The 12,292-nt window shown below is 63.3% G+C and carries 9 protein-coding genes; 5 read left to right on the top strand and 4 right to left on the bottom strand.

Annotation, left to right across the window (positions count from 1 at the left end; translation table 11 throughout):
- Positions 1 to 53 precede the first annotated feature (53 nt).
- Complete coding sequence (locus IAE38_RS15420) at positions 54 to 2,192, top strand: TonB-dependent siderophore receptor (RefSeq protein WP_201218207.1); 2,139 nt, start codon at positions 54 to 56, stop codon at positions 2,190 to 2,192.
- A 48-nt stretch (positions 2,193 to 2,240) separates the two neighbouring features.
- Here IAE38_RS15420 and IAE38_RS15415 read toward each other — a convergent pair whose 3' ends face one another.
- Together IAE38_RS15415 and ptrR are read right to left on the bottom strand one after the other, a co-directional pair.
- On the bottom strand, positions 2,241 to 2,762 hold the full coding sequence (locus IAE38_RS15415) for an acyloxyacyl hydrolase (RefSeq protein ID WP_028634057.1): 522 nt from the start codon (positions 2,760 to 2,762) through the stop codon (positions 2,241 to 2,243).
- A 225-nt stretch (positions 2,763 to 2,987) separates the two neighbouring features.
- Complete coding sequence (ptrR, locus tag IAE38_RS15410; RefSeq protein ID WP_201164152.1) at positions 2,988 to 3,857, bottom strand: putrescine utilization regulator PtrR; 870 nt, start codon at positions 3,855 to 3,857, stop codon at positions 2,988 to 2,990.
- A 106-nt stretch (positions 3,858 to 3,963) separates the two neighbouring features.
- Between ptrR and IAE38_RS15405 the strand changes: the two genes are divergently transcribed.
- Positions 3,964 to 5,349 carry an aldehyde dehydrogenase family protein gene (locus tag IAE38_RS15405; RefSeq protein WP_201164153.1) on the top strand — a complete coding sequence of 462 codons (1,386 nt, stop codon included), beginning with the start codon at positions 3,964 to 3,966 and terminating at the stop codon, positions 5,347 to 5,349.
- Between the two features lie 36 nt (positions 5,350 to 5,385).
- Here IAE38_RS15405 and IAE38_RS15400 read toward each other — a convergent pair whose 3' ends face one another.
- Positions 5,386 to 7,296, bottom strand: a complete 1,911-nt coding sequence (locus IAE38_RS15400) for an AAA family ATPase (RefSeq protein WP_201218206.1) — start codon at positions 7,294 to 7,296, stop codon at positions 5,386 to 5,388.
- A 62-nt stretch (positions 7,297 to 7,358) separates the two neighbouring features.
- Positions 7,359 to 8,267 (bottom strand): helix-turn-helix domain-containing protein, encoded by a 909-nt coding sequence (locus IAE38_RS15395; protein ID WP_201218205.1) that lies wholly within the window; start codon positions 8,265 to 8,267, stop codon positions 7,359 to 7,361.
- A gap of 152 nt (positions 8,268 to 8,419) precedes the next feature.
- On the opposite strand from IAE38_RS15395, the gene IAE38_RS15390 reads away from it, so the two are divergent.
- From IAE38_RS15390 to IAE38_RS15380, 3 genes are all read left to right on the top strand, one after another.
- The gene (locus IAE38_RS15390; protein ID WP_201213019.1) at positions 8,420 to 9,778 is read left to right on the top strand and encodes a glutamine synthetase family protein; all 1,359 of its coding nucleotides are present in this window, start codon (positions 8,420 to 8,422) and stop codon (positions 9,776 to 9,778) included.
- 66 nt (positions 9,779 to 9,844) lie between these two features.
- Positions 9,845 to 10,933 (top strand): polyamine ABC transporter substrate-binding protein, encoded by a 1,089-nt coding sequence (locus tag IAE38_RS15385; protein ID WP_201218203.1) that lies wholly within the window; start codon positions 9,845 to 9,847, stop codon positions 10,931 to 10,933.
- 13 nt (positions 10,934 to 10,946) lie between these two features.
- On the top strand, positions 10,947 to 12,242 hold the full coding sequence (locus IAE38_RS15380; protein ID WP_201218202.1) for an NAD(P)/FAD-dependent oxidoreductase: 1,296 nt from the start codon (positions 10,947 to 10,949) through the stop codon (positions 12,240 to 12,242).
- Positions 12,243 to 12,292 lie beyond the last annotated feature (50 nt).

Here is a 12,292-nt window from a genome sequence, read left to right as displayed (position 1 = left end):
GCGGCGCAGTTATAACTTCCACTTCACTGCCCTCTTTCAGGACCGTACTGTCGATGCGTCGCACGTTCGTTTCGCTTTGTGTTCTTCATGCTATTTCCCCCCTGGCTTTTGCCGCACCGGGTGCCCCAGGTGACGCGGCCCAGATCGAACTCCAGGCCTTGAGCATCACCGGTAGCGCCGACAGCGAGCGGGCTGATGGCCCGGTGGACGGCTACAAGGCCAGCCGCTCAGCCAGCGCCACCCGCACCGACACCGCCTTGCACGACACGCCCCAGTCGCTAAGCGTGGTGCCCAAGGATGTGCTGCAGGACACCGGTGCCACCCGCCTGCAGGATGGCCTGGACTACGCCGGCGGCGTCGGCCGGGCCAACAACTTTGGTGGCCAGGGCCTTACCACCTTTACCGTTCGCGGCTTTACCACCGGCGAGTTCTATCGCAACGGGTTCCCGATCAACCGCGGCTACCCCAACGCGCCAGACGCCAACACCGTCGAGCGCCTGGAGGTAATCCGCGGGCCGGCCAGCAGCCTGTACGGCCGTGGCGACCCTGGCGGCACCTTCAATGTGGTCAGCAAGCAGCCGCTGGCAGATCCGAAAGTAACCCTGGGCACCCAGGTGGATGACCAGGGCATGCACCGCGCCACGCTGGACGCCACTGGGCCACTGACTCAGGACGGCGCCCTGGCCTACCGCCTGAACGTGCTGGGTGAAGGGGGTGAAAGCTTTCGCGACGATGTGCAGAGCGAGCGCTACGACGTGGCCCCGGTGCTCAGCTGGCAGGTGAACGACAGCACCAAGATCGTCTTCGAAGGCGACTTCATGCGCAACAACCACCCGCTGGACCGTGGCCTCACCCGATACGCCACGCAGACGCGCAGCGCCTCGCGTGACACCTACATCTGGGAAAAAGGCAGCGACAACCTGCTGCACAACGACAACAACATGGCCCAGGTCCGCTTCGAGCACTTGCTCAACGACAACTGGACCCTGGCCGGTGGTTTCCAGTTTCTGGACGGCAGCCTGAAGGGCAACGCGGTAGAGGCCAACAAGGCGCCCGCCGACGGCCATACCCTGCAGCGCAACTTCAACTACCGCAAGCTGGAGTGGACCGACCGCGACTGGCAATTGAACCTGACCGGGCACTTCGACACCGGCACGTTCAGCCACACGCTGCTGACCGGCGTGGAGTACGAAAATTACGACTACAACTCGATCATTCAGCGCTCGTCGGCGAAAGATGGCACCTACCCGATCGATATCTACCACCCCGTGCTGGGCCAGCCACGCCCCGCGCTCACCCGCACCACCACCTGGGACAAGGAAAACCTGCAGACCTGGGCGTTCTTCATCCAGGACCAGGTTGCCCTCACCGACCGCCTGAAGGCCCTGGCCGGCGTACGCTTCGAGCGCTTCGAGCATGACTACGACGACAAGCTGCCGACCAACCGCGATTTCAGCAAGGGCGAAAATGGCGTCACACCCCGTCTGGGCCTGCTCTACGACCTGACTGACACTGTGGCGGTGTATGCCAACACGGCGCGTTCGTTCAAACCCAACACCGGCACCCCTGCCAGTGGCGGCAGTGGCTTCGACCCGGAAAAAGGCAAGTCCTACGAGCTGGGCGTGAAGTGGGAAGCGCTGGATCGGCAGCTCAGCGTCGACGCTGCGATCTACCATATCGTCAAGGAAAATGTGCTGGCCAACGATCCCAACGACCCGACGGGCACCTTCAAGGTAGCGGCCGGTGAGGTCCGCAGCCGTGGCCTGGATATCAACGTGGCCGGCAACCTGACCCCCGAATGGCGGATAATCGGCGGCTATTCCTATGTGGATGCCGAGGTCACCAAGGACACCACCCTGCCGTCGGGCACGCGACTGGCCAACATTCCGCGCAACACCTTCAGCCTGCTGAACACCTACGAATTCCAGGACGGCGTGGCCAAGGGCCTGGGGCTGGGTGTGGGTGTGAAATATGTGGATGACCGCGCCGGGCAGACTGCCGCAACCACGTACACCATGGAGCGCTACAACGTGGTCGACTTGCTGAGCTTCTACAAGGTCAACGAACACGTACGTGTGAACCTGGACTTGAAGAACGTGTTCAACAAAGGCTACGACGAAGGCTCATTCAACAGCTACGTGTACCCGGGGGCACCGCGTACGTTGCAGGCGGGGGTTTCCTACACGTTCTAAGGTGCGCCAGGCCTGTGGGCAGCGAGCCCACCCACAGGCCTGCTGCTATCAGAAGCCCTTGCTGTAAAACAGCGAGTACGACTCGATGCCGTCGTTGGGCTGCTTGATGCCGGCGTTGGAGTAGTGAATGGCACGGATGCCGACCTTCTGCTCCGACGGCAGTTTCAGGCCCAGGCCGATGCGGTCTTCGAAGTTGAACGACGAACCCAGGTGTTGGTCACCCACGTTGGTCTTGGAGAAGGCCGCGATGCCGATGCCCGCCTCGATGTAAGGGGTGTAGGTGAAGCCGCTGAATTCATAGGTGAATACCGGGGCGAACGACAGGGAGTGCGCGCCGCTGGCGTCACCGCCCTCCCAGTAGGTGTAGCCGGCATCCCAGTAGCCGGTCAGGTGGCCGACACTGCTCTCTAGCCACTTCTTGTCCCAGTCGAAGGACAAGCCGATGCGGTAGGTCATGTCGCCTTGGCTGGTCGCGCCTACAGCGCCGGAAATCTGCGCGGCCTGGGCCAGGTTGGCCCCCGCAAAAGCCAGCAAGGCGGCGGCGAGCGACGCTGCAATACGGGTTTTCATCAACGACATCTCCTGATGGTGTACACGGCAAACGGGGGCTTTGGCCCCTCGAAATATGGGGTGACCCTTAAGCTTTTTTTGGTCACAACAAGTAATACTTTCCTGATTATTGTCCACTTGTTCAGGAAGAAGAAAGGAAAATGCCATCATTGACGCCAAAAAACTTCCCTGAGGAACGAGTGGCCAAGCCACCAGACCTGATGTTTGAAAAATAATTCATTCATATCAGCTGGTTGTACTACTTTCCTCAAGCAATTTCACAAATGCGCTCAGGCTCTGCGACACGGTGCCCCGCCGCCACACCAGCCACGTTTTGAGGTAGCGGAAGTCTTCACACATGGGCCATGCGCTCACGGTGCTGCACCCGGGCATGTTGTCCAGCATGGTGCGCGGCATCATGGCCAACCCTGCGCCTGCACTGACGCACGCCAGCATGCCGTGGTAGGACTCCATCTCGTGGATCTTGCCTGGCACCGCCTGGTCCTGCACAAACCAGTTCTCGAAGTGGTGCCGGTAGGAGCAGTTGGCGCGAAAGGCGTAGATGCTTTCGCCATTCACATCCTGGGCCCGGGTGACCGGTGGGTGGTTGAGTGGCGAGATGATCACCATTTGCTCTTCGAACACCGGCATCCCCTCGAGCGTGGGGTGCAGTATGGGGCCATCGACAAATGCAGCCACCAGCCGCCCCGACAGCACCCCCTCGAGCATGGTGCCCGAGGGCCCGGTGGACAGGTCCAGGTCCACCTTGGGGTAGCGCTGGTTATAAGCGGCCAGCAGCGCTGGGATACGTACCGCTGCAGTGCTTTCCAGCGAACCCAGGGCAAACGTGCCCTGAGGGTCTTCACCCGCTACCGCAGCACGGGCTTCGTGCACCAGGTCGAGAATGCGGCGGGTGTACTCAAGGAAGTTCCAGCCAGCGGGTGACAGCCGCAGGCGGCTTTTTTCCCGAATGAACAAGTCAACGCCCAGGTCTTCTTCCAACTGCTTAATACGTGTGGTGAGGTTGGACGGCACACGGTGAATGTGCTGGGCGGCAGCGCTGATGCTGCCCTGCTCCGCCACAGCCTTGAAAATTTCCAGTTGCACGAGGTCCACTGCATTCTCCAAACGTGAATGTTTCGCTCATTATTATTCAGTTTTCATTAAACCCCTAGCCCGCTAGTCTGGCTCCACTGCCTAATAACAGCGAGAGATCCTTGCCATGAGTGCGATCAGCAGCCAGACCCACGCCATCTCCCTCGACCCGTTCACCGGCGAGCAGATCGGTGCCTACCCGTTCGACAACGACGCCGCACTGGAAGCGGCGCTGCAACGTGCCAAGGTGGGTTATGCGCACTGGCGCCAGGTATCGCTGGCAGAGCGCAGCGAATACCTGTTGGCGCTGGGTGACGCACTGGAACGCCAGGCAGAAACCTTCGCCCAGATGATCAGCCGTGAGATCGGCAAGCCGATCACCCAGGCCCGTGGCGAGGTGGCCAAGTGCGTCGGCCTGTGCCGCTGGTACGCCGAGCACGGCCCGGCCATGTTGGCCCCGGAACCGACCCAAGTTGAGAAGGCCCGTATAGAGTATCGCCCGCTGGGGCCGATCCTGGCTGTGATGCCCTGGAACTTCCCTATCTGGCAGGTGCTGCGCGGCGCCGTGCCAGCCATTCTGGCCGGCAACACCTATGCCCTCAAGCACGCCCCGAACGTGATGGGCAGCGCCTACCTGCTGGGCAAGTTGTTCAAGGATGCTGGCCTGCCCGATGGCGTGTTCGAGGTGCTGAACGTGACCCCGGACGGTGTTACCCGCGCTATCAACGACCCGCGTATCGCCGCGGTCACCCTGACTGGCAGCGTGCGTGCCGGCATGGCCATCGGCGCACAAGCCGGTGCTGCCTTGAAGAAGTGCGTGCTGGAGCTGGGCGGTTCCGACCCGTTTATCGTACTGGCCGATGCCGACCTGGATGCTGCCGTGCAGGCCGCCGTGATCGGCCGCTACCAGAACACCGGCCAGGTGTGCGCGGCTGCAAAGCGCCTGATCGTGGAACAGGGCATCGCCGATGCCTTCACCCGCAAGTTCGTGGAAGCTACCCGCGCACTCAAGGTCGGTAACCCGCTGCAGGACGACACCTACGTCGGGCCGATGGCCCGCTACGACCTGCGTGATGAGCTGGACGGCCAGGTGCAAGCTACCCTGGCGGAGGGCGCCACGCTGTTGCTGGGCGGCAGCAAGGTAGAAGGCGTTGCCAACGTCTATGCGCCCACCGTACTGGGCGACGTCACCCGGGACATGACTGCCTTCAAGCAGGAGCTGTTCGGGCCGGTGGCCGCCATTATCACGGCCCGCGATGCGGAACATGCGGTGGAGCTGGCCAACGACAGCGATTTTGGCCTGGCATCGACCATCTACACCGCCGACTACGCCTTGGCCGAGCGCATGACCACGGCCCTGGATACCGGCGCGGTGTTCATCAACGGCTATTGCGCGTCCGACCCCCGCGTGGCGTTCGGCGGGGTGAAGAAAAGCGGGTTTGGCCGTGAACTGTCACACTTCGGCGTGCGTGAGTTCACCAACGCGCAAACCGTCTGGCTGGACCGCAACTGACCTCTCCATCAGGGGCTGTGGCACAGCCCCTGATGTTCAATCGCGAACTTGGTCCTTGACCCAGTCCAGCATCCCACCTGGCACGATCAACTCGTGCCGGGCGCGCGAGCAGGCGGTGTACAACCCCGCCAGCATGCGTGCCCGCTCATGGCGATTACCCGCCACCTGCGGGGGCACCATCAGCTCCGGCGACACCATCACCCGGGCGAACTCCCTGTTTTTCACATCCCGCACCCGGCCCAGGAACAACGTGGGCGCCTTGTCCCAGCGGTAACGGCTTTTGGCCTTGGCGAAATGCGCTGGGGTGTAGCCTTTGCCCAGCATGTTGTGCACCGCGATGAACGCCTTGTCGTCGCCCTTGTCCTGGGCCAGTGCCTGCCAGCTGGCATAGCGGAACAGCATGGGGTGGCGCGGGCGTGTGCCATGGCGGTACAGCTCGATGCAGTCTTCGACGAACAGTTCGAAATCCTTGCGCGCACTTGGCAGCAGCACAAAGGGTACGCCCTGGTGGGTCAGGCGCTGGAACCAGCCGAACAGCCCCCATTCGTCATCGACGATCAAGGCGGTGGGCTGCTCCGGTACCGTCACGGTGTCAAAGAAGCTGACGCGGGTGTAGTGCTCGGCACTGCCGCTGAACGCGGCCTGGATGGACGCCGGGTGCGCCTGAATGAGCGGGTTGAGCACGTTGTCCATGGCGGGGCCCGCACGCAGCGAATGGTCGATGTAGCGCTGGCGGATGAAACCGCCATGGTGCGGGCTGAGGCCATTGAGGTTCTGCAACTCGTCGCCCAGCGCGATGACCGACTGCGGAGTGCGGTCGAGCACAGCCAGCATGGGCGCGGACAGCTCGTGGGCCTCATCGACGATAACGTGGGTGTAGCGTGAATCAATCATGTAGCCAGTGAGCGACAACAACTTGATCCGGTGGTAGTCGCGCAGGGGCAGCTGGATGTCCCGCGCCGATGGGCGTATCAGCTCTTGCCAGTACAGGCGGGCCTTTTCCAGCAGCACTTCCTGGTCCAGAGGCGTGGTGCCCGCCCCGGCCCAGGGCAGGTGCTGCAGTTGCAGCTGGCTGTCGGCGCTGTAACAGAAGGTGCGTACCGCCCTTATGCACAGCGCAACCACGTCGCGGGCGGCCAGCGGGCCGATGTCGGGAATCCCCAACCAACGCACCACCTGAGCCTCCTGGGGGCGCCAGGACCGTTTGGTGCGGTAGGCGTCACGCAGGCGGAAGCCATTGCTGGTGAGGTCGCGGTTGAGTAGCTCGTCGGCCAGTTGCCCGAAGGTGAGCGCGGTGTACGCAGCGGCATCCTTCACCCGTGCCTGCAATGCGCGCAACTGGCCTTCGGTCAAAGCCAGCAGGAGGGTGCGCTTGGGGTCCAGCAGGCGGGCGAACTGATGGATCAGGAAGGTCTTGCCGGTACCGGCGAAGCCCTGCACGGCGACCGATTCGTCGACGCCACTGAGGAACTCGCGCAGCAGCCGATTCTGTTGGTCACTGAGCATCAGGTCGCTGGCCAGGGCTGGCAGGTACACGGGGTGCAGCGGTGTCACACGCTGGCGATACAGGTCGGCGAACTGGAACCGCCACTCACCCTGCTCATCGAGCAGTTCGTCGGCGCTGCAGGGCACATCATCCGCCAGCAGGGCGATGCCATTCTCGCCCAGCATGCCCAGGCCCATGGCAAACGCCTCGCGGTCGAACTGCTGCTGCACCTGGCCTTGAAAACGCCCAGGTGCGGCGGCCTCGACCTGGCTGGCGATACGCACCACCTCGGCAAACCTGCGCTCTTGTGCGTCTGCTGTGGCAGTAGCCGGCTGGCGCGGCAGGTTCTGCACGAACACGGCAGCCGCAGCCTGAAGCAGCGAGGCCGTGGCCAGGAAGTGGGCAGGGGTGTCGTTGGCGAGGCGGTCAGCCTGTTCGCCGGACAAAGGCAGATAGAACATCGGCACCTCGGGTTGATCAGGGCGGCACCATAGCAATTTTCAGGGGGGAATGCAGGCCAATGTCAGGCCATCCCCACCCTCACCCGCTTCAACGTTTCGCTTGGAAACTCCTTGAACAACTGCCTGTAACTCTCTGAAAACCTTCCTAAATGCCAAAACGACCAGCGCATGGCGACCTCTGCCACCGTGACGCCACTGTCACGCAGCAGGTCACGCCTGGCGCCATTGAGCCGGCGCAAGCGCAACCATTGTGCAGGTGGCATACCGGTAAATGCGCGGAACGCCTGTTGCAACTGGCGCAGCGACACCCCGGCCACGTCTGCCAGCTCCACCAGGTTGAGCGTTTCTTCAGGGCAATCGGCTGCCCATTCACTGACCGAACGCATGATCGCCCGCGCCTCGTCACGCCGGCCCAGGGCCGCGCCCTGCAGGCGCTGGCAGGCGTTGTCCAGAATGAACAGGCAGTCCTCCAGCAATTGCGGCGCCAGGGCCTGGCCCTGGTGCGGGCAGCCCGCTTCGGCCAGTTGCCGCAATGTGGCACTGAGCCAACTGCCGAACAACGCGTTCTGCCTGCTGCCCAGCGGCATCATGTACAGGCCGTCCAGCCGCGATGGGTGCAGCCCCTGCTGCGCCAGGAAGGCCTGGTCGAACACCACTGCTACCTCCTGGTAGTTCTCTGGCGTGATCCAAATGTTGCGGCTGTGCTCGTTCAGCAGGTACAGGCTGTCATCGCTGCGGTCGAAACAGAACGTGAGGGACCCCGGCGGCGCACGGAAAAACTGCTCTACCCGGGTATTGAGGCGCTCCTCGTACACCTGCACGCCATCGAGGCCCAGGCTGCGCAGCTCACCATTGAAATGCCCCGGGGACATCTGCCGGTATTGCTGCTGCCAGCCAGGGGTGGCACGCACTTGCTCAGTGACGTCGGTGGTGTGAAACGCCTGAACCTGCATCGCATTGGCGGTTGTCACGCAATATCCTGACTGCACTCTTTTGGTGCATTGGTAAGTGGTAAAAGTGGATAGATCACCCAGTCATCAGTCGCCAAGATAGCCCTCAGCGCGTCACCTGGGAAGCACCTGCCTGCGTTGCTACCCGCCTGAAACCCAACCAAGAGGTCTGTATGAACGCCCCTTTCGATCAGCTGTCCGCCTGGCTGAAAGAACACCGCATCACCGAAGTCGAATGCGTGATCAGCGACCTGACCGGCATCGCCCGCGGCAAGATCGCCCCGACCGCCAAGTTTCTGCATGAACGTGGCATGCGCCTGCCGGAGAGCGTGCTGCTGCAGACCGTGACCGGCGACTACGTGGATGACGACATCTACTACAGCCTGCTGGACGCGGCCGACATCGACATGGTGTGCCGCCCCGACCCCACCGCGGTCTACCAGATACCCTGGGCCATCGAACCCACCGCGATCGTGATTCACGATACCTTCGACAAACAGGGCAACCCCATTGCGCTGTCGCCGCGCAACGTGCTCAAGAAAGTACTCAAGCTCTACGCCGACAAAGGCTGGCAGCCGATCGTCGCTCCGGAGATGGAGTTCTACCTGACCAAGCGCTGCGAAGACCCAGACTTGCCGTTGCAGGTACCGCTGGGCCGTTCTGGTCGCGCCGAAAGTGGCCGCCAGTCGTTTTCCATCGACGCCGCCAACGAATTCGACCCCCTGTTCGAAGATGTCTACGACTGGTGCGAGCTGCAAGGCCTGGACCTGGACACCTTGATCCATGAAGACGGCCCGGCGCAGATGGAGATCAACTTCCGCCACGGCGACGCCCTGGACCTGGCTGACCAGATCACGGTGTTCAAGCGCACCATGCGCGAAGCTGCGCTCAAGCACAACGTGGCTGCCACCTTCATGGCCAAGCCGATCACCGACGAGCCCGGCAGCGCCATGCACCTGCACCAGAGCGTGGTGGACATCGCCACGGGCAAGCCGATTTTCGCCAACGACGACGGCAGCATGAGCACGTTGTTCCTGCACCATATTGGCGGTTTGCAGAAGTACATCCCCAAGTTGCTGCCGATGTTTGCACCCAACGTCAACTCGTTTCGCCGCTTCCTGCCAGACACCTCGGCACCGGTGAACGTGGAGTGGGGTGAAGAAAACCGCACCGCAGGCCTGCGGGTGCCCACCTCCAGCCCCGAGTCGATGCGCGTGGAAAACCGCCTGCCCGGCGCCGACGCCAACCCCTACCTGGCCATCGCGGCCAGCCTGCTGTGCGGCTACCTGGGCATGGTCGAACAGATCGACCCCAGCGCACCGGTGCAGGGCCGTGCCTACGAGCGGCGCAACCTGCGCCTGCCGATCACCATCGAAGACGCCCTGCAGCACATGGAAGACTGCGAAACCGTGCAGCAGTACCTGGGCAAGCAGTTCGTCCAGGGGTATGTGGCGGTCAAGCGTGCCGAGCATGAAAACTACAAGCGGGTCATCAGCTCGTGGGAGCGCGAGTTCCTGATGCTGAGCGTCTGAGCCACCGGGGCTGCGCCGCAGCCCCGCTACACCGACTTCGAACAACAAGACCAACGAGGTGTTCCCATGCGTCATCTGCACACCCTGACGGCGGCTGCACTCACCCTGCTGTTCGCCACCACCAGCCACGCCGAATCCAGCGTCAGCGTGTACAACTGGACCGACTACATCGGTGACACCACCCTGGCCGACTTCCAGGCCAGCAGCGGCATCAAAGTGGTGTATGACGTGTTCGACTCCAACGAAACCCTGGAGGGCAAGCTGCTGGCCGGGCGCACAGGTTATGACGTGGTGGTGCCCTCGAACCACTTCCTGGCCCGCCAGGCCCAGGCCGGCGCGTTCATGCCGCTGGACCGCAGCAAGCTGCCCAACTGGCAGCATCTGGACCCCAAGTTGCTGAAACTGCTGGAGCAGAACGACCCCGGCAACCGCTATGCCGTGCCCTACCTGTGGGGCACCAACGGCATCGGCTACAACGTCGACAAGGTCAAGGCCGCCCTGGGCATCGACCGTATCGATTCGTGGGCGGTACTGTTCGAGCCCGAGAACCTGAAGAAGCTCAAGCAGTGCGGTGTGGCGTTCATGGACTCCCCGGATGAACTGTTCCCGGCCATGCTCAACTACCTGGGCATGAACCCGCGCAGTGAAAATGCGGCCGACTACCCCAAGGCTGAAGCACGCCTGCTGGCGCTGCGCCCGTACATTACCTACTTCCACTCCTCCAAATACGTGTCAGACCTCGCCAACGGCAACATCTGCATCGCCTTCGGCTACTCCGGCGATGTGTTCCAGGCCGCCCACCGCGCCGCCGAGGCCAAGAACGGTGTGAAAATCGCCTACAGCATCCCCAAGGAGGGCAGCAACCTCTGGTTCGACCTGCTGGCCATCCCCAAGGATGCCAACAACCCGGAACAGGCCCTCGCCTTCATCAACTACCTGATGGACCCCAAGGTGATCGCCAAGGTCAGCGACACGGTCGGGTACGCCAACGGCAACCCGGATGCCAAGGCCTTCATGGATGCAGCCTTGGTAAACAACCCCGAGATCTATCCGCCGCAGGAGGTACTCGACAAGCTGTACATCTCCACCACCCAGAGCCCGAAGATCATGCGCCTGATGACCCGGTCCTGGACCAAGATCAAGTCCAACCGCTGAGCCGAGAATACCCATGCCTGCACAGAGCCAACACACTGCCTCGTACTATGCCGCCAGCGCCCGGCAACCGGCGCCCTACCCCAGCCTTGCGGGTGACCTGAGCGCCGATGTGTGCGTGGTCGGTGGCGGCCTCACCGGGGTCAACACCGCCCTGGAACTGGCTGAGCGCGGGCTGTCGGTGGTGCTGCTGGAAGGCCGGCGCATCGGCTGGGGGGCCAGTGGGCGCAACGGCGGCCAGCTGATCCGTGGCATCGGCCATGACGTCTCGGGCTTTGCTCGGCATGTGGGCCAGGAGGGCGTGCGTTACCTGAAGCAGGCCGGCATCGATTCGGTCACCCTGGTGGCCGACCGCATCGCCCGCTATGGCATCGCGTGCGACTTGCGCTGGGGCTTTTGCGAATTGGCCAACACCCCCGCCCAGTTCGAATCGTTCGTCGCCGAGCAGGATGACCTGACCAGCCTGGGGTATCGCCCCGAAACCCGCCTGGTCAGCGCCGAGCGCCTGCATGAGGTCGTGGCGAGCGATCGCTATGCCGGGGGCATGGTCGACATGGGCTCCGGCCACCTGCACCCGCTGGACCTGGTGCAGGGCGAGGCCCGTGCGGCGGCAGGCCTTGGTGTGCAGATCTTCGAGCAAACCCCGGTGCTGCGCATCGAACACGGCCCACGGGTAACCGTGCACACCGCCCACGGCCGCGTGCAGGCGGAGCACCTGGTACTGGGTTGCAATGCCCACCTGGAGGGCCTGGAGCCAACGCTCAGCGGCAAGGTGTTGCCAGCCGGCAGCTACGTGGTGGCCACCGAGCCGCTGCCCGAAGCGCTGGCGGCCAGCCTGATCCCGCAGAACATGGCCCTGTGCGACCAGAAAGTGGGCCTGGACTACTACCGGCTCACGGCAGACCACAGGCTGCTGTTCGGGGGCGCTTGCCACTACTCCGGGCGCGACCCTCGCGACATCGGCGCCTACATGCGGCCCAAGGTGCTCAACGTGTTCCCGCAACTGGCCAACGTGCGCATCGATTACCAGTGGGGCGGCATGATCGGCATCACGGCCAACCGGTTCCCGCAGGTGGGGCGGCTGCGCCAGCACCCCAACGTCTACTACGCCCAAGGCTATTCGGGCCATGGGCTGAACGTGACCCACTGGACCGCCAAGCTGTTGGCCGAGGCTATAGCCGTGGGCCACAGCCAGGGCCTGGACGTGTTCAGCGCCGTCCCCCACCTCACCTTCCCCGGCGGCAAGGCCCTGCGCTCGCCGTTGTTGGCCATGGGCATGCTCTGGTACCGCCTGCGCGAAGCGCTCGGTTAACCCCCTGTGCAGCAGGCCCTGTGCTAACCTGCCCCGCTAAAAAAGCGCCC

Source organism: Pseudomonas sp. S32, from assembly GCF_016648095.1.
Taxonomy (GTDB): Bacteria; Pseudomonadota; Gammaproteobacteria; order Pseudomonadales; family Pseudomonadaceae; genus Aquipseudomonas; species Aquipseudomonas parafulva.
Note: the sequence above shows the minus strand (reverse complement) of the source record. Positions and strands in the feature narration are given on the sequence as shown.